Below are 17960 nucleotides of genomic sequence, written 5' to 3'. Positions count from 1 at the left end.
CTGTCTGATAGTTCTCGGACAGCCTTTTCTGATTAACAATTAAAATTCTACTTTTTATTTATAGAAACCACACAATCAATCAATTCTGGTTTGTCTTTGGTGTAGTTATCTAACCACACTTTCAACTCCTCTTGTTCGTAAGGTAGTAATTTGTCTAAGGCTTTGTTGAGTTCCTTACAGAAGAGCTCTGAATTAAAACTTACTTTTGACAGAATTAACTTAGCATACTCAACCATCGGTCTTTTCATAGTATTAATGTTTTGACGTTTTCTTTTCACAAAGATACGAAAGAAAACAGAAACAAAACAAAATAAAAAGTTAAAGTTTTGGTAAAACTTAGAATCAATCTAAGCTAACATCAAAAAGCATCCGTGCTTGAATTCCTTCTTGTTGCGATAACAATTTGATTTTCTCGTACATTTGATATGCCTCTTTACCTAACTCTTCTTGTAACGAATGAGATTTTAAGGACATCGCATAAGTGCCGAACATTTCTTTCAAGCTGGTCTTAAACAAAGGGTAAGACACTACACTGTACGACTCCAAACCTTTTTCATTAGCGACAAATTCCAATACATTATCCAATGTCCCAATTTGATCCACCAAACCCAACCTCAATGCGTCTTTACCACTCCACACTCGCCCTTGTGCAATTTCATTGACTTGTTCAGTTGTCATGCCACGACCTTCTGCCACGCGTTCCAAAAAGAGTTCATAAATCTGTTCAACAGATTCCGTATTCTCATCAATGAAACTTTTAGACGGCTTTTCAAAAAGACTGTATTCCAACGCGTTAGAATGAGTTGTCACCTGTTCAGCATTGACTCCCCATTTTTCTGCTAATTTGCTAACATTTGGCACAGCTCCAAAAACACCTATCGAACCTGTAATAGTTCCGGCTTCGGCAAAAATCTTATCAGCATGACAAGCAATGTAGTATCCACCTGAAGCTGCGTAATTTCCCATTGAAACGTATACATTTTTATGCTGTTTTGTAACAGCTATTTCTCTGTGAATCAATTCCGAAGCTAACACACTTCCTCCCGGGGAGTTGATGCGCAAAACGATAGCCTTTACATCATCATTTTTCACAGCCTTGCGCAATGATTCTACTATAGTTTTATCGCCTACGATTCTGGAGTTACCACTCCCATACATGATTTCACCTTCGGCATAGATTACCGCAATTTTATCCTTTGCTTTTTTAGAATATTTTTTAGAAACACTTTCGGTATACTCTTCTATGTTTATGTAATTAACATCTTCAATTTTAGAGACATTCATTGCCTCACAAAGTATGTTCTCAAACTCATCTTGGAAAAGCACTCCGTCTACCATTTTGTTTTTCAAGGCCAACTGTGGAGTTCTTGCTTCTAAATTTGTAGCAATGGCGTTCAGATCTTCTACTGTAATGGCTCTACTTTCGGCAATATCTTGAACAATAATATCCCAAACTGAACTCAATAACTCTTTGATTTGGAGTCGATTTTCATCACTCATTTTATTGTCTAAGAACGGTTCTACAGCACTTTTGTATTTTCCATGACGAATTACTTCCATTGACACTCCTGTGTTATCCTGTAAATCTTTTAAAAATAGCACTTCAGATGACAGCCCTCTGAAATTCAATTTTCCTAACGGACTTACATAAATCTTATCGGCTACCGTTTGCAAGTAGTAATCTGACTGTGGAATTACATCATTGTAGGCATAGATAAATTTACCTGAAGTTTTAAAATCCTCCAAAGCAACACGTAATTCCCGAACTAAAGCCAATCCCGATAGATTACCTGAACTTTTCAAAAGAATACCCTTAATTTTACTGTCAGTTGAGGCATGTTTAATTGCTTTAAGAATACTGTTCAAGCCGTTGTATTCTTCAATGGTATAATCAAAATCTTCAAGATAAACCTTTTCACCATAATCTCTTAAAGGCATTTTGAACTCCAATTCTAACACTGAATTGTCTTTCACAATCACCGCAGCACTGTCTGTCGACCCTATCGATGACATCATTACTGACATAAATATGAGAAAAATAATGAAAAATATCCCCAAGGATATAAAAAATCCGAGAATGGTCGCTAATACATTTTTTAAAAAAGTCATTTGTTTTATCTGTTTGTCCTTAGTTATTCGTTAAAAATATTATATACGTCGTAATTTTTGTTCTGTATGATTATTTAAGCAGCCTATTTAGAACTTGTTTGCATTATTTTTTTGTATTCAAAGGCTTTCTATCCAATTCAAATCGTATGTTTTTAGCTTTTTTTAGCTCTTCATGAGTTATAAAATACGATTTGTAAGGTTTCCCATCAATAAGAATACGTTTTATATACAAATTTTCAGGAGAAGCGTTTGATTCGATAATCAATTCACCATTTGGATAATATTTTTTATCCAATGAAAGGATGATTTTATTAAATTTTGGAGCTGTAAAAGTGTATATTGGCTCTGCAGGGCTTACTGGATAGAATCCCATCATTCCGTAAATCAACCAAGCTGACATTACCCCTGTGTCTTCATTACCTGGTAATCCTGCGGGTTTATTCTGAAAGTACTCTTCAATGAGGTCGTGTACTCTTTTTTGAGTTTTCCATTCGCTTCCTCGAACGTAGTTATACAAGTAAGGATAAGCAATATCAGGTTCATTTGCCATGTCATATTGCTTGGAATCAAAGATATGATCCAGCTGTTTTTCAAAAGCTCTCTCACCCCCCATCATTTTTATCATTCCTTTCACATCGTGAGTTACCATGTATACATATTGCCACGCATTTCCTTCAATGTAGCCTACGTTTTTCTCAAAATTTGCTCCACTTGCAGGATTAAAAGGTTCATACCATTTGCCATTGCTATACTTGGGTCGAAGTAATTTAGTTTGACTATCAAACAACTTTCTGTAAGAATACGCTTGTTTATTAAAACGCTCATAATCAGATTTTTTACCTATTTTTTTCGCCAATTGAGCAATTGCAAAATCTGCAATGTTATATTCCTGTGTGGTAGAAACAGGTCCTGCTACACCGCCGTCCACACTCAGATAGCCTAATTTCCAGTATTCGGCTACACCCGGACGTATTGGATTTTTCTCTAAGGTATTTGCTCCCTTCAGCATTGCTTGAAACGCTTTTTCGACATCAAAATTTGTCAATCCTCGTAAGTATGTGTCCGCCAGAACGATACTTGCAGGATCTCCAACCATAGTAAACGTTTCCGTGGAATTAAGTTCCCATTTGGGTAACCAACCGCTCTCGTCATAGATATCTAACATTGACTTTATCATGCCTAATTGCTGTTCAGGATAGAGTAAGGTCATCAATTGGTGATAGTTACGATAAGTATCCCACAAAGAAAAAACGGTGTATCGGTTGTTAGACTTTCCTATTTTGTTAGTTTTGCTCTGAGGATAATCACCATTCACATCATTTAATACGTTGGGATGTATTGAAGCATGATACAACCCTGTATAAAAAATTGTTTTTTGGTCGTCTGTACCTCCTTCAACACGTGCGTGAAGTTGTTTATTCCATTCGTTTTTAGTTTGTTGGTAGACATCCGCAAAGGTTTTTACGCCAATTTCTTTCTCTAAATTTTCCCGAGCATTAGCAATACTTACGTAGGAAATACCTACTTTCACCTCTACTATTTCTTCCTTATCAAACTTATATCGGAAATACGCTCCAATGCTATCCCCCACCACTTCTCTGGAAAAACCCTCTTTCAAACGCACATCGCCATTGTACCACATCCACTCGGCTTCCACTCCCTTGTACGTTTCTGGTTTATGCCAAACGCCGTAGTTCATTGCAGGTTTTGAGAGTTTTGCAACAAAATAAACGGGATAAGCCAACTCCGGACTATTGTAGCAGAATGACCCCACCATCCGCATTCCCTCCACCTCGGTTGGCGAAACGATTTTGACCATCGCTCCTTGCTCATTGGTTAGTCCTAAACCCAAATTGAGCAAAATGTTTGCTTCCCCTTTCGGAAAATGATAACGACTCACCCCGGCTCTTGTTGAAGCTGTCATCTCGGCTTTCACGTTATACTTTGTCAAATGCGTACTGTAATATCCTGCCGAAGCCTTTTCGTTCGAATAAGTAGTTCCATAGTCCAAATGATTCGTTTTTAACTCCCCCGTAGTCGGCATAGTGATGATAACCCCCAACTCTGGACAACCTACACCACTCAAGTTAACGTGCGTAAAACCTGTTAAAAATCTATTTTCATTTACGTAAGGATTCGATAGCCAACGACTGTCTTTTTCCAATGGATCTTTAATTCCCTTAGTGTCAAATGCAACGTTAAAGGGTGAAATACTCAACATTCCGCGGGGAGCAATTGCCCCTGGATGAGTCGCCCCATAGTTAGAGGTTCCGATAAACGGATTTACATAGTCCGCTGGGGTTTGTGCTGTTAACACAGTTGCCGACAGACAGAATGCTGACAAAACAATCTTATGTAGTTTCATAAATTATTATTTTAGTATATTATTCTCAGTAAACAACATAGTGGCAAAGGTAAGAAAAATAATATTATTTCTGGGAAATATGTCCATGTGAATGTGCAAAATAGAATTTAAATTCCCTTTCTTAGCATCGCATCAAAAAAACATTTTTCTTAGTCTTATCAAAATAGAATTAATATAAATAAGAATATTTTATTGAAAATATTACATTCTCAAAAAAGCAATTTATTTGCAATTTATATATGACAATGATTATTTTTAAATAAATAATTTACTATTTTATAAATATTTCTCGCTTATAGCAATCAAAAAAACATATTTATAGTAAAACAACAAAAAAATGTTTTATTAGATATATTTTATCAATTAAAAAAAAGACCATATATTTGCGTATTAGGAAATGAATATAAAAACACATAATTATGGCTTTCGATATTGAAATGATTAAGGCGGTGTACGAAAATATACCTTCGCGTGTGGACAAAGCACGTGAATTGGTTGGGCGTCCGCTGACACTTTCTGAAAAAATTCTATATGCTCACCTGTGGGACGGGCAACCTTCACAGGCTTACACGCGAGGAAAAGACTATGTTGATTTTGCACCCGATCGTGTGGCATGTCAAGACGCAACTGCTCAAATGGCATTGTTACAATTTATGCACGCAGGAAAATCAAAAGTTGCAGTGCCTACAACAGTGCACTGCGACCACCTCATCCAAGCCAAAGTAGGAGCTGAAAAGGATCTTTCTGTGGCAAACGAGCAATCAAAAGAAGTCTTTGATTTTCTTTCATCTGTTTCAAATAAATACGGCATCGGATTCTGGAAGCCAGGTGCTGGAATTATCCACCAAACAGTATTGGAAAATTACGCATTTCCTGGAGGTATGATGATTGGGACAGACTCACACACTGTGAACGCTGGTGGACTTGGTATGCTTGCCATCGGTGTGGGAGGTGCTGATGCTGTGGATGTTATGGCAGGAATGGCATGGGAATTAAAATTCCCCAAGCTAATCGGGGTAAAACTCACGGGGAAACTAAACGGATGGACTGCTCCGAAAGACATCATCCTACGCGTGGCGGATATCTTAACTGTAAAAGGCGGAACGGGAGCTATCGTAGAGTATTTTGGTGAAGGAGCAGAGTCTATTTCTTGTACAGGTAAGGGAACTATCTGCAATATGGGAGCTGAAATCGGAGCTACAACCTCAACTTTTGGATATGACGATTCAATGCGTAGATATTTAAAGGCAACAGGTCGTCAGGATGTGGTGGAAGCTGCCGACAAGGTCGCAAAATATTTAACAGCTGACCCAGAAGTATATGCTAATCCAGAAAAATATTTCGACCAACTTATTGAAATAAACCTTTCAGAATTAGAACCTTATATTAACGGACCTTTCACTCCTGACCGAGGAACTCCAGTCTCAAAAATGAAAGAAGTAGCTAGAGAAAACGGATGGCCTCTAAAAGTAGAGTGGGGACTAATAGGTTCTTGTACAAACTCTTCCTATGAGGATATGTCAAGAGCTGTATCCATCGTAAAACAAGCATTGGATTTAGGCATTACCCCTAAAGCTGAATTTGGAATCAACCCTGGTTCTCAGCAGATTAAGTACACGATAGAACGCGATGGAATGATTGAAGTTTTTGAAAAACTAGGAACAAAAGTATTTACTAATGCTTGTGGACCTTGTATCGGTCAATGGGATAGAGAGGGTGCTGACAAACAAGAAAAAAACACCATTATTCACTCTTTCAACCGTAACTTTTCAAAACGTGCTGATGGAAATCCAAATACACACGCTTTCGTAACTTCGCCTGAAATGGTCGCTGCTCTAGCTATCTCAGGTCGTTTAGATTTCAACCCAATAACGGATAAGCTACTAAATGATAAAGGCGAAGAGGTTATGTTCAAACCTCCATATGGCGACGAACTTCCCGTAAAAGGATTTGATGTAGACGACCCTGGCTACCAAGCTCCTGCAGCAGACGGATCGGGCGTAGAAGTGGTTGTACGTCCCGACTCACAACGTTTACAATTATTAGCCCCGTTTGAACCATGGGACGGTAAAAATATTACGGGAGCGAAATTACTTATTAAAGCAGAAGGAAAATGTACTACTGACCATATTTCGATGGCGGGCCCTTGGTTGCGTTACCGCGGACATTTGGACAATATTTCAAACAATATGCTCATAGGAGCTGTGAATGCTTTCAATGGGAAAACCAATGCGGTAAAAAACCAATTTACAGGAGCTTATGAGGAAGTCCCTGCAGTACAACGTCAGTACAAAGCTGAAGGAGTACCGTCAATCGTAGTGGGCGATCAGAACTATGGAGAAGGGTCTTCACGTGAACATGCTGCCATGGAACCTCGCCATTTAGGAGTAAAAGCAGTTTTAGTTAAATCATTTGCTCGTATTCACGAAACAAACCTAAAAAAACAAGGTATGTTGGCACTTACATTCGCTAACGAAGCTGACTACGACAAGATTAAAGAAGACGACACTGTAAATTTCTTAGACTTAGTTGACTTTGCTCCTAACAAACCGTTGCAGTTGGAGTTTGTTCATGCCGACGGTTCAAAAGATATCATAGTAGCGAACCATACCTATAACGAAAGTCAAATTGAGTGGTTTAAAGCCGGAAGTGCCTTGAACTTGATTGCTTCAAATGCTAAAAAATAGATTCTGTTGATATGAATGAAAGAGGCGTTATTTGAAAAGGAATACGCCTCTTTCGTCTTTTAAATTAAGAGCTGAGTGCTATTGAATCTGAATGCTTTCCTGATTTTGAGTCTTAAAGAGAATACAACATATGTTTATAAAACCTCTTTTGCTATATAATATAAGGATATAAACTGAAGTTTTTTCGATGGAAAAATGCTTTTAGAGAGTTTGAAGACAAATTTCTGATAAGCAACGTATTGTATTCCTTAGAGACATAAAATATTAGAAATGAGTGCATATGGAATTCTTGAAAAACGATGAAACACCTGTAATTTTTTACTTTAATATCATACTTCTTGCAATCCTCTTTGAACATACGAAATTACTACAAACCTATTCAGCCAACGATTATTCAATCAACTAAAAATGTGTTTTATACAGAAATCTTTCCTGACAAAAAATTATTGCCTTTCATCTATTGCTATTGGCAACTTAAAACAAAAACACAACTTACTGAAAACTATACATATAGAGTGATTTCCGATGGTTGTATTGATGTGTTTTTTGAGTTGGATAATCCCGATGAAAGTTATCTTATGGGGTTTTGCCGAAGTTATACGGAATTTCCTTTGGGGAAAGAGTTTAACTATGTGGGAATACGATTTTTACCTTCTGCTTTTCCGTTGATTTTCAAACAAGACGCCAAAGAATTGAGCAATAATGATATTCTTTTGAATTTAGTTTCTTCCGATTTGGCAACATTCATTGCTCATAAATTCAGTAGTTTGCAAGGTTTGCAACAGATTAAAAATGAGTTGGATACATTTTTTAGTAAACATTTGAAAAAGATTGATTTTAGTATAGATAACCGATTCTATAAAGCTTTGGAAATCATCTTAAAATCAAAAGGAAATGCACGGATAGTGAGCGATTTAGATACGGGAATTAGCCCTCGTCATCTACGCCGATTGTTTGAATTTTACATTGGTGATACCGCAAAAACTTTTAGTCAAGTAGTTCGTTTTCAGTCTTTTTTGAATGCTAAAATTTCCAATCAAAATAATGATAATCCATCATTTTACGATATGGGTTATTACGACCAATCGCATTTCATCAAAGAGTTTAAAACTTTTTGTGGGGTAACGCCGAGGGAGGTTTATTACAAATAATTTGTCCCCTTTTTCCTATTTTATTATTAAAAAACATTTCTATTTTTGCCTAAAATTCACGAAGATGGGAACGAATTACAGCATTACCGAAAAATTTGGTACAAATCTTGCCGAATTGTTAGCTAAAAAAATTAATAGGGTTTATCCTGATTTTAACAGTAAAAATTTCATAAAAGACACAGGAAATAAGGTTATTGGACAAACTTACACACAGAGAATAATCACTATTGCAGATTTGTTAAAAAACTATCTTTCAGCAGACTACAAAGAAGCTCTGCGTGTATTACTCTCTATTTTGGGCGAAGAAAATCCCAATCAAACAGGAATGTTCACACATTATTATTGGATTTTGCCTATTGGAAAATTTGTAGAACGTTATGGTATTAATCATTTTACGCTTTCGATGAACGCTATAGAGGAGATAACTAAGAGAAATACAGGCGAATACGCTGTACGTCCATTTATCAGAAAATACCCTGAAAAATCACTAGAAATCATTGAAAAATGGGCAAAATCTCCTAATTTTCACTTACGTAGGTTAGCAAGTGAGGGACTGAGACCCAAGCTTCCTTGGGCGAGTAAATTAGATACTTTTGTAGAAAATCCTGCTCCTGTTTTTCAAATTTTGGAACTCCTAAAAGATGATGAAATTATGTTTGTAAAGAAATCCGTTGCCAATCACCTAACCGACTGGCTTAAAGTGAATAAAGAAGCTGTTTTGCCTCTCATCCACCGCTGGAAAACTTTCGAAAATCCGCATACCCAATGGATTATAAAACGAGCCACAAGAAAATTTGATGTATAAATAATTCTGTCCCTTTTTTCCTATTTCAGTTTCATCTCTCTTGATAATTTTGCCAAAAATTAGAATTCAGAAAAAATGAAATTGAATGCAGGAATTATCACCGAAAAATTAGCAGAGACCAAAGCCTTTTATACCGAAATTTTAAACTTTGGCGTGAGCTTCGAAAACGAATTTTACCTTTTGCTCCACACTCCTAATCAAGAGGCAGAAATCAGTTTTTTGCTTCCCAATCACCCGAGCCAACAACCTATTTTTCAGAAACCTTTTCAAAATCAAGGTGTTTACCTCACTATTGAAGTAGAAAATGTAGATGAAGTTTATAAAGAATTGAAAAACAGAAACATTCCTATCGAGATTGAGCTGAGAAACGAACCTTGGGGCGATCGCCATTTCGCCATTAAAGACCCCAACGGCATCGGTATTGATATAGTAACCTACACAGAACCTGAATAATAGTCAATTTTATTTTAAAAACGGGAATTGTAATCCATAAATTGATTGTATACACCGTAAAAGACACAAAAACGCTCCTTAATTGGGGCGTTTTTGGTTTAGAAAGAACATAACTTATAAGATTTCAAAGTTAAAAGGATTAAAATCTGGACAAATCTCCAATAATTTCACTTATTTTCGGACTTATTCCTTTACTAATGTACTTAGGAATAGGATTGTATTTAAAAAAGACACGAAAAAAGAACGTTGTATTCAACCTGCGAAATGTATGAAAATAATTCAATAGATTAGAAATTGGAATTATTTTAGTATTTTTGCTCTTGAAAAAAAACATATGATTATGAGACTCTTTTTCCAATTTCTATCTACTGTATTCGTATTCAGTATGACGACATTGTCAGCTCAATCAAAGCCTGATCCAAAAACATATATTGCCTACCGCGTAACCGAAAAAATAGAAATCGATGGTAAGGACAGTGAATTATCATGGCAAAAATCGGAATACACCGATGATTTTATTGATATTGAGGAAGTTAAAATTCCACATTTCAAAACCAACGTGAAAATGCTCTATGATGATGATTATTTCTATTTCTTCGCAAAGATGGAAGAGCCTCATATTTGGGCAACTCTCAAAGAGCGTGATACAGTTATTTTTCATAATAATGATTTTGAAATTTTCTTAGATCCTGACAATGATTCACATAACTACTATGAATTTGAAGTTAACGCACTTAATACTGTTTGGGATTTATTCCTTACCAAACCGTATCGCGAAACTAATAAAGTACTGGATGGCTGGGATATCAATGGATTAAAATCCGCTGTGTACGTGAATGGTACACTGAATAATCCCTCAGATATAGATACTTTCTGGAGTGTAGAAATCGCCATCCCGTGGGCAGCAATGCGAGAAGCTCACAAGCAAAACAATATCCCTACAAACAAGTTTTGGAGAGTGAATTTTTCTCGTGTACAATGGGATTTTGACCTTACGAATGGACGATATGATAAAAAGAAAGACGCCTACGGAAAATATTTACCTGAGTACAACTGGGTATGGTCTCCACAATGGAAAATTAGTATGCATGAACCTGAATTGTGGGGCTATGTCTATTTTTCGGATAAAATAATAGGTCAAAAAGATAGTTTTGAACTACCAAAAGATGAATCTATAAAAAGATATTTATATGATTTATATCATTTTAGCAAAAAAAACTCATCTCAAAAACTAATAACCGAAACCAAAAAAGGAACGACGATTGCAAACAAAAAAATCATTCCGAAGTTCAATACAAATCCGCATTTTTGGAACATTTCCGTGGTAAGTCCATTTTCTGGAGAAACCATCGTGATTTTCCAAGATGGTAAAGTAGAGGTATTAAAAAAATAATACCTCTGAATAGATGTAGAAAATTTTATAAAAAACTGCATCCTTTTTTAGTAGCAATTTTCTACAAACAGTCACGTTTTTTTTCTTGAAGAATACGCCTTACTTGCTCCATATGTCGCTGATTGTGGTAAACCACAAACTGCAAAGTATCGCCCAATCGAAGACGCAGGAATCTGGAAATGGAAATTTTGGTTTTTAATTGAGTCAAATCCGTAGTGTGGGCTTTTTGTAGTAAATCAAGGAGTTGGTTTTGCTGACGGATAAAAACTTGCAAACAATTCTTTGTAAGCCTACGCCCTTTAGGATTCATTTTAGTGGCGGTTTTCATTTTGTTGAGCCGAGGTTTGGGCTGAATAAGTTTCACAAAATAATTGCCTAAAAATCCGCTTTTGAACAGATTACGGTTGCTTTCATCAGCTTTTGCTATACACGAAGCTATTTCGGGCAGATAAAAATTTCCGTACAAATTCAGGTGTTCGATACATTCCAAAATACTCCAACTATCATCACTGGGGCTATGGTTGAGTTCTGTTTCGGATTTTAGTAGCAGTGCTTCTGCAAAGGTTTTATTTTCAAGCGTTATTTGGGTAAGCGTGTCTAACAATTGTTTTCTGTCCATCTTTTTTGGGGCAAAGGTCAGCAAAATGGAGGTGCTAAATCTTGATTGGCGTCAATGTTTTTTTGAGTCTGGAAAGCGTCTCTTCGGTCATTCCCAAATACACGGCGATATGCCTGTGCGGAATTTGCTGAAAAAGTTTAGGATTGCGTTTCAAAATTCGCTGGTAGCGTTCTCTGGGCGAGGATAAGAGCAAATCTTGTTCGCGTTCCAATTGGTCAACAAGCAGTTTTTCTAAAATTTTGGTATAAATCCACAAGTTTTCGGAAGATTTTTGTGCAAATGCCATAAAATCCGACTTAGAAACCACCGCCAAACGACACTTTTTGATTGCCTGAATATACAATTTGGATTTCTGTTCTGTGATAAAAGAATCCAATGCCGTGATTACATCATTCTCGTACCCGAACCTCAGTATTTTGTCTTCATTTTCGGTAAAAAATCCGATTTTCAAACTCCCTTCTTTCACAAGATAAATATGCGTGTCTTTCGTATCGGGCGTTTTTAAAAACGCTCCTCTTGGGATTACGATTTCTTTTTCCAAGGAAAAGTTTTCTGTAAAAATCGTATGGAGATTCATTGTGAGGTGTGTTTTTTAAAGTAATTTGAAATTGAAAATAACAAAACGTTTGTCAATAAATCTCAGTTTCTCTTTACAACAAAAGTTTTTCACTTTTGGTAATGACTACTTTTCGCTGTTTCTTTCTTTTTTAATGTGTTTTTTTTTCGGTTGTGCAATGCCGTTGTGGTTTTTGTCGTAACCTTTCGCGTGATCTTTGAAAAAAAACGGAACAAAAATGAGCAGTAAAACGGAAATCGTGCCTACTATCATCACAGTAACGGCACTTTTTCTAAGTTGCTCGGGGGTAATTAGCGTATCATATTCCCACAAATCCGCTAAAAAATAAGCACCTACCGACAAGACAATCAGTACAATGATAATTCCTATAATGTATTTCATTTTCTTAGATTTAAAAGATGAAGTAAAAGTTTATAAATTACATTTTTCTCAAAATTTCTTGCTTTTTAAGTTCAAAATCTTCCGCCGTGATGATGTTTTCATCAAGTAGGATTTTGAGTTTGCGAAGCTGTTCGGCGGCATCGGCACTTCCTTTGGCAAGAATGGTGTCGGATTGCTCGTTGAATTTCTTACCGATTTCCATACCCACGCCAAATTGAAGCCCTGCCCCGGCAAGTCCGCCCTCGTTACGCGCCGCATCGCGTAAAGCACGCAGTTTTTCAAGTTCCACATAATCCAATCCTGCTTCTTTGGCGGCTTGTACATCGGCACTGATATCGGCAACACGACCGATACGCTCTTGAGTAGCCTCGTCAAATTGCGTTCCTACGATACGAAAATCGGTGAGTTCGAGCCCCAAATTTTGATATTCGCTATTGATTTCACCCTTGATTTCTTGAGCGATGTCGTGAATTTTACCATCTATTTCAATGTAGGAATATTTTTTTTCGTGAATGTTTTGGGCAATAAGCTGTGGAATACGCTCGGCAACCGTTTTGCTCATCGCTTCTGCTTCAAATTCATCGGTTTCGCCAATAATTTCGGTATAAAAATACTTAGGATTGGCAATTCTGTACGAAAAATTTCCGTTTAGCCCCAATTCCACAGGGATTTTATAAGTAGCATCAATGAATTTGATGGGATTTGGCGTTCCCCAACGCTGATTGAGAATCTGAGCTTTGCGGAAGAAATAAATTTTGAGTTTATGCTCACTGTCAAAATTCTGACGCAGATTGACAAGCGTGGTGATAAACGGATGGTTATCGGTTTTAAGGTTATAAATCCCTTCCTCTTCGATGATTTCTACCAACGACCCTTCATACACCAAAGCACAACCCTGCGAGGGAGCGACAATGAGTTTGCTGGCATTGATGATTTCATCGCGTTTTGATGGATATTTCCACCAAATTACATTGGCTTTAGGATTTTTCCACTCGATGACGGCGGAAAGTTGATTGCTAAAAATGTTGAGTATGCTCATCTTTTTTTGATTTTATCGTTGGGTTAATTTTTCTCTAAGTTCAAGTTTCTCTAATTTACCTTCTTTGGTATTGAGAATAAAAGAATCATAGTTGCTTATTAAATAACCGTCTTTTATTTTAGCAACAAAGTCATCGCTTAGATAGTGCATATCTTTATGACTTTGTAAGCTAAGTTTTATCTCGCCTGTCTGAGCATCAAGCACTTGAAAAAAGTAGGGACTACTTTCTGCCCATTCGTGCTTAAAATAGATAAACACTTCTTTGTCATCATAGTGCAATACTTCAGGTTTAAAATAAAATCGTTCAGGGGTAAAATTCTCATAAGATACAACTTGAGACTCTTTGTCTATATATAACTCACCTTTGAACCAGCGAAAAAAATACCTCTTATATGGATACCCCGCTTGTCCTTGTGTTTTTACTTTAAAAAGCTCAGGTAGTTTATCTTTATCTTTTCTTGAAAATTCAAATCGAGTTACTCCTTGTGGAGCAATCGGATTTTGGGCAATCAGCTGATCCATTTCTTTACGATTTCCATATAAAATCGCCTGATTAAGCTTGGGAAAATAATAATACTCTTTGCCTAAATTATTGGTTATTTCAAGTGAATTTTCATAGGCACTGTTTGTGTCTATTTCGGCAAAGCCTTTTTCAAATTCAGGCAGTCCGATGGTTTGCGGTGTTACTTCACTGATGCTCAATGTGTTCTCGTCTAATAAAAACAGGCGATTTTTATTGATGACGATATAGGTTTTGCCTTCGTCCATTTTTTTCCATTTAATAATAGGGTAAAAACCTTCTACATTAATTGGTACCGCAGCGATTTCTTTAAAAGTTTGGGCGTGAAAAAAGCCAAAAGTGGGTTTGTAAGTTTGGTTAGGATGATTTCCAGAAACAATAGAGCCCACCACTATGGCAATGGGTTCGCCGTCTTTATCGGCTGTGGGTATAATTTCTTGAATATTCCAATAGGGCTTGTTTTCTTGAACCGCAGCCGTGGTGGGGGTGTAGGTTGATTTGGACGGCAGCAACGAAATTACCACCATCATCATCACAAACACCGCCATCGCAAGCCCTAAAAATTTGAGTGCTTTTAGATGTTTTGCGGAAAGCTGAGGCGTATCATAACTGTGCCGATGATTGATGTTAATATCATCATTATCAATAAAAAACTCTGATTTACAGCTCTTACAGCGGTAATAATCGGTTTTGGTTTCGGTCGCTTGTGTGCTGCCACACTGCGGACATTTGATGGGTTTGATTCGTTTTGCCATTTTTGAAATTGATTTACGAACCACAAATATAGTTTTTTTATAATAAGCTACAAATGAAAGAAATAAAATTTGATTAGATAGATGATTAAAAAAATAGGAAGAAACAAATGATTTGGTTCTATTAAAAACTTCTTAGCCTTTCCTTTTAGCACTTCGAATTTTATGTTCACTCTATCAATGACAATCATCACACTTACATTTCATTTTTGAAAGTTCCACTTCAAATGTAGTATGCTGAATATGTTCATGTTGGAGAGTATGTCTTATTTCTTTTTTAAGTTGGTCAATTTCTTCAAAAGTGCTACTGTCTTCTATTACCAAATGAGCTGTAAGTGCGTTTTCCTGGCTGCTCAATGCCCAAATATGAATGTGATGCACCGAACAAACCTTGGGATGCGACTCCATAATTTGCCTTATTTTATCCACTTTTATACTTTGAGGCACACCATCAAGGATGAGTTTTACACTTTCGGTAAGCAGATTCCAGGTGGAAACCAAAATCACCACTGCAACCACCAAACTGGTCAGCACGTCGGCAGTGTACCATCCCGTAAAATGGATAATTACTCCCGATACAATCACCCCTACGGATACCAGAGCGTCTACCAACAAATGCAGAAAAGCCCCTTTTACATTGACATCCTGTTTTTGCCCTTTGTAGAAAAGAAAAGCAGATAAAGCATTGATAATAACTCCAATAGTCGCCGTTATGATGATCATACTACCCGCCATTTCGGGGGGAGCGTCAAAACGTTCGATAGCCTCAAGGATAATTTTCACGGCAATATACACCAACAGTACCGCATTGATAAACGAAGCTAAAATAGAAGCTTTTTTGTAACCGTAAGTAAATGAATACGTAGCTGCTTTCTGAGTAAGTTTCAGTCCGAGAAGTGAAATGACCAAACTGGCAACATCGCTCAGGTTATGACTTGCGTCCGAAATAAGCGCCAAGGAATTGATTCGGAACCCCACGACGAATTCAATAATCGTGTACACTAAATTCAACCCGATACCTATATAAAAAGCTCGGTTGATGCTCTCCAAACTCGCCACGCTATGGCTGTGTCCTTCATGTGAATGTTCCATTGCGATTTCTTTTTGTTATTTTTAATTGGTTAATCTCTCGCTACAAAGATACTGCTTTTTTTATACGAAAAACTCATAAAATGAACCTTTGTAAGTTGAATGTAGCAATAGTTTTTTAACTCGTTACGAATTTGTATTTAGGAATCACTAAAAAGACAACATTATTTTACATATAATTCTTTCATTTTTTACTATTTTTGTATTCTAAGAATCAGGATAATGGCGTGTTATATTTTTTAACATTCAATAAAGTTATAACTTTATCCTGATTGCTATTTTTATATTCAGAAATCTGACATATTTTGATAACAAAGCATCTTTTAAATAAAGACATGAAAATAACACTCATCTTGATAATAATATGCTCTTGGACTAAAGTACAAGCACAGTTCCTTGATAAATTAGCAGTAAGTGCCGAATATCGATATTTAGGACGAAATATAGCAGGATTAGGTCTAGAATATCGTGCTTCGAATAAAGATGAAGCGGTATTGAATATAGGAGCGAAAGCTTTTTATACCACAGTAAAAAGAAAAGCTAAAATATTACCTCAAATCAACATCGAATGTGGAAATTTCCTTAACGGAGGAGTTTCTATTACCCCCTATGCTATTGAACCTCAATTTATAATAAACGTATTAAACTTAATAAAATTGAATACAGGTTACGCTATCCCAATACACCAAGAAAACTATTTTAAAGGAATAACTTTTGGGTTACAAATCAACATCGCAGTTGGAAAATACTCGCGCTTTTACGATGATCTAAAGGTAGGCTTTTAGTGGGCTGTGAAAGTAGATAGATTGGAGGAATGACTAAATTCCAAACAAATACTATTATTGAGTTCCTTTCACATCTAATTTCATATCTTTGTAAGCCTAAAAACAGTGTTATGTGACACCAAAAATCTAGGTAAGTATATGTGTTTAAATAAGGTATTATAGCAATTTTTTGACAATGAAAACATGGATTCTTTTTTTAATAACTCTAAAAGCTACAATAACTATGGGACAAAATACTAATCCACTACTGTGCGACCCAAAAACAGGTGTCTGTGAGACTTCACAATCCAACCAAAAATCAGAGAGAAACCTACAAAATCACTCAAAGAAAATAGAAATCATCTATTATACCGACCCGATTTGCTCTTCCTGCTGGGGGATTGAACCCCAATTAAGAAAACTAAAACTCGAATACGGAAATGAAATAGTTATAAATTACCATATGGGTGGTTTACTCTCAGATTGGAGTTATAACAGTGGCGGTATAAGCAAACCTTCTGACGTAGCCCATCACTGGGATGAAGTAAGCCCATACTACGATATGCCTATAGACGGTGATATTTGGCTTGAAAATCCATTAGATTCTTCTTATCCTCCTTCCATTGCTTTCAAGGCTGCTCAATTACAAGATAATGACAAAGCTGTAATTTTTCTGCGTGAATTGCGTGAAATGGTTTTCTTAGAAAAGAAAAATATCACTCAATGGGAACATATTGCCACAGCAGCTCAACAAGCAGGACTTGATATTTCAAAGCTGAAATCAGATTATGAAAATCAAGGGCGGAAAGAGTTTCAAAAAGATTTAGAATTAGCAAGAAAAATAGGCATTCGCGGATTTCCTACTGTAATTTTCATAAGTGGAAACAAGCAAGAAATTGTCTACGGAGCGAGACCCTATGCTTTATTTGAAATGGCCGTGCTTAAACTCCTTCCTGATGCTACAAAACAGGAATATCACAAAGATTGGAAGTCCCTTTTTAATTATTACCCTAGTTTGACCGCTCGTGAATTTACAGAATTATCAGGTATGCCTCGTAAAGACAGTGAACAGTTACTAAATGACCTTACTCAACAGGGCATTCTAAGTAAATTAGAAACGAAAAATGGAGCCATCTGGAAAATAAAGTAGTTAGTATTTGAAATTTCTATTCGTGTTTTAAAAAGTATGATGGTATAAAAATTTGACAATCAGGGAATAAAGTTGTATTTTTGTTGAATGCTAATAACAATTACAC

16 protein-coding genes are annotated in these 17960 nt (G+C 36.4%); 7 read left to right on the top strand and 9 right to left on the bottom strand.

The annotated features are described in order from the left end of the window. Positions 1–47: 47 nt before the first annotated feature. The 3 genes from CCAND38_RS08020 to CCAND38_RS08010 form a co-directional block, all read right to left on the bottom strand. Positions 48–248 (bottom strand): hypothetical protein, encoded by a 201-nt coding sequence (locus tag CCAND38_RS08020; protein WP_042006441.1) that lies wholly within the window; start codon positions 246–248, stop codon positions 48–50. 94 nt (positions 249–342) lie between these two features. Next, on the bottom strand, positions 343–2109 hold the full coding sequence (gene sppA / locus CCAND38_RS08015) for a signal peptide peptidase SppA (RefSeq protein WP_042344745.1): 1767 nt from the start codon (positions 2107–2109) through the stop codon (positions 343–345). 103 nt (positions 2110–2212) lie between these two features. Then, positions 2213–4474, bottom strand: coding sequence for a GH92 family glycosyl hydrolase (locus CCAND38_RS08010; protein ID WP_042344744.1), 2262 nt, complete (start codon positions 4472–4474; stop codon positions 2213–2215). Between the two features lie 419 nt (positions 4475–4893). On the opposite strand from CCAND38_RS08010, the gene CCAND38_RS08005 reads away from it, so the two are divergent. From CCAND38_RS08005 to CCAND38_RS07985, 5 genes are all read left to right on the top strand, one after another. Then, a complete protein-coding gene (locus CCAND38_RS08005) occupies positions 4894–7161 on the top strand; it encodes an aconitate hydratase (RefSeq protein WP_042344743.1) in 2268 nt (755 codons plus the stop codon). Between the two features lie 350 nt (positions 7162–7511). Beyond that, complete coding sequence (locus tag CCAND38_RS08000; protein WP_082023474.1) at positions 7512–8312, top strand: helix-turn-helix domain-containing protein; 801 nt, start codon at positions 7512–7514, stop codon at positions 8310–8312. 64 nt (positions 8313–8376) lie between these two features. Further along, on the top strand, positions 8377–9117 hold the full coding sequence (locus tag CCAND38_RS07995; protein ID WP_042344740.1) for a DNA alkylation repair protein: 741 nt from the start codon (positions 8377–8379) through the stop codon (positions 9115–9117). A gap of 75 nt (positions 9118–9192) precedes the next feature. Continuing rightward, positions 9193–9570, top strand: coding sequence for a VOC family protein (locus CCAND38_RS07990; RefSeq protein WP_042344739.1), 378 nt, complete (start codon positions 9193–9195; stop codon positions 9568–9570). 340 nt (positions 9571–9910) lie between these two features. Beyond that, the gene (locus tag CCAND38_RS07985; protein ID WP_042344737.1) at positions 9911–10963 is read left to right on the top strand and encodes a carbohydrate-binding family 9-like protein; all 1053 of its coding nucleotides are present in this window, start codon (positions 9911–9913) and stop codon (positions 10961–10963) included. A gap of 61 nt (positions 10964–11024) precedes the next feature. Here the strand turns inward: CCAND38_RS07985 and CCAND38_RS07980 are convergent, their stop codons facing one another. The 6 genes from CCAND38_RS07980 to CCAND38_RS07955 form a co-directional block, all read right to left on the bottom strand. Continuing rightward, complete coding sequence (locus CCAND38_RS07980) at positions 11025–11582, bottom strand: DinB family protein (RefSeq protein ID WP_042344735.1); 558 nt, start codon at positions 11580–11582, stop codon at positions 11025–11027. Positions 11583–11616: 34 nt separating this feature from the next. Next, positions 11617–12159, bottom strand: coding sequence for a Crp/Fnr family transcriptional regulator (locus tag CCAND38_RS07975; protein WP_042344733.1), 543 nt, complete (start codon positions 12157–12159; stop codon positions 11617–11619). A gap of 105 nt (positions 12160–12264) precedes the next feature. Beyond that, complete coding sequence (locus tag CCAND38_RS07970; RefSeq protein ID WP_042344731.1) at positions 12265–12540, bottom strand: hypothetical protein; 276 nt, start codon at positions 12538–12540, stop codon at positions 12265–12267. A 37-nt stretch (positions 12541–12577) separates the two neighbouring features. Continuing rightward, positions 12578–13579, bottom strand: coding sequence for an SPFH domain-containing protein (locus CCAND38_RS07965; protein WP_042344730.1), 1002 nt, complete (start codon positions 13577–13579; stop codon positions 12578–12580). 12 nt (positions 13580–13591) lie between these two features. Then, positions 13592–14854 carry a hypothetical protein gene (locus CCAND38_RS07960; RefSeq protein WP_042344729.1) on the bottom strand — a complete coding sequence of 421 codons (1263 nt, stop codon included), beginning with the start codon at positions 14852–14854 and terminating at the stop codon, positions 13592–13594. 174 nt (positions 14855–15028) lie between these two features. Continuing rightward, positions 15029–15943 (bottom strand): cation diffusion facilitator family transporter, encoded by a 915-nt coding sequence (locus tag CCAND38_RS07955; protein ID WP_042344727.1) that lies wholly within the window; start codon positions 15941–15943, stop codon positions 15029–15031. 332 nt (positions 15944–16275) lie between these two features. Between CCAND38_RS07955 and CCAND38_RS07950 the strand changes: the two genes are divergently transcribed. Both CCAND38_RS07950 and CCAND38_RS07945 read left to right on the top strand, forming a co-directional pair. Further along, positions 16276–16725, top strand: coding sequence for a hypothetical protein (locus tag CCAND38_RS07950; RefSeq protein ID WP_042344726.1), 450 nt, complete (start codon positions 16276–16278; stop codon positions 16723–16725). 223 nt (positions 16726–16948) lie between these two features. After that, a complete protein-coding gene (locus CCAND38_RS07945; RefSeq protein ID WP_042344770.1) occupies positions 16949–17854 on the top strand; it encodes a DsbA family protein in 906 nt (301 codons plus the stop codon). Positions 17855–17960 lie beyond the last annotated feature (106 nt).

The sequence above is a fragment of the Capnocytophaga canis genome, assembly GCF_000827555.1.
Taxonomy (GTDB): domain Bacteria; phylum Bacteroidota; class Bacteroidia; order Flavobacteriales; family Flavobacteriaceae; genus Capnocytophaga; species Capnocytophaga canis.
This window is presented reverse-complemented; position numbering and strand designations above follow the sequence as displayed.

Bases quoted from the DNA above. Each gene is read 5' to 3' on its own strand.
- CCAND38_RS07995 (WP_042344740.1), top strand. From the start codon at position 8,377: ATGGGAACGAATTACAGCATTACCGAAAAATTTGGTACAAATCTTGCC.
- CCAND38_RS07955 (WP_042344727.1), bottom strand. From the start codon at position 15,943: ATGGAACATTCACATGAAGGACACAGCCATAGCGTGGCGAGTTTGGAG.
- CCAND38_RS07965 (WP_042344730.1), bottom strand. From the start codon at position 13,579: ATGAGCATACTCAACATTTTTAGCAATCAACTTTCCGCCGTCATCGAG.
- CCAND38_RS08010 (WP_042344744.1), bottom strand. From the start codon at position 4,474: ATGAAACTACATAAGATTGTTTTGTCAGCATTCTGTCTGTCGGCAACT.
- CCAND38_RS07975 (WP_042344733.1), bottom strand. From the start codon at position 12,159: ATGAATCTCCATACGATTTTTACAGAAAACTTTTCCTTGGAAAAAGAA.
- CCAND38_RS08020 (WP_042006441.1), bottom strand. From the start codon at position 248: ATGAAAAGACCGATGGTTGAGTATGCTAAGTTAATTCTGTCAAAAGTA.
- CCAND38_RS07970 (WP_042344731.1), bottom strand. From the start codon at position 12,540: ATGAAATACATTATAGGAATTATCATTGTACTGATTGTCTTGTCGGTA.
- CCAND38_RS07960 (WP_042344729.1), bottom strand. From the start codon at position 14,854: ATGGCAAAACGAATCAAACCCATCAAATGTCCGCAGTGTGGCAGCACA.
- CCAND38_RS07945 (WP_042344770.1), top strand. From the start codon at position 16,949: ATGGGACAAAATACTAATCCACTACTGTGCGACCCAAAAACAGGTGTC.
- CCAND38_RS07985 (WP_042344737.1), top strand. From the start codon at position 9,911: ATGAGACTCTTTTTCCAATTTCTATCTACTGTATTCGTATTCAGTATG.
- CCAND38_RS07980 (WP_042344735.1), bottom strand. From the start codon at position 11,582: ATGGACAGAAAACAATTGTTAGACACGCTTACCCAAATAACGCTTGAA.
- sppA (WP_042344745.1), bottom strand. From the start codon at position 2,109: ATGACTTTTTTAAAAAATGTATTAGCGACCATTCTCGGATTTTTTATA.
- CCAND38_RS07950 (WP_042344726.1), top strand. From the start codon at position 16,276: ATGAAAATAACACTCATCTTGATAATAATATGCTCTTGGACTAAAGTA.
- CCAND38_RS08005 (WP_042344743.1), top strand. From the start codon at position 4,894: ATGGCTTTCGATATTGAAATGATTAAGGCGGTGTACGAAAATATACCT.
- CCAND38_RS07990 (WP_042344739.1), top strand. From the start codon at position 9,193: ATGAAATTGAATGCAGGAATTATCACCGAAAAATTAGCAGAGACCAAA.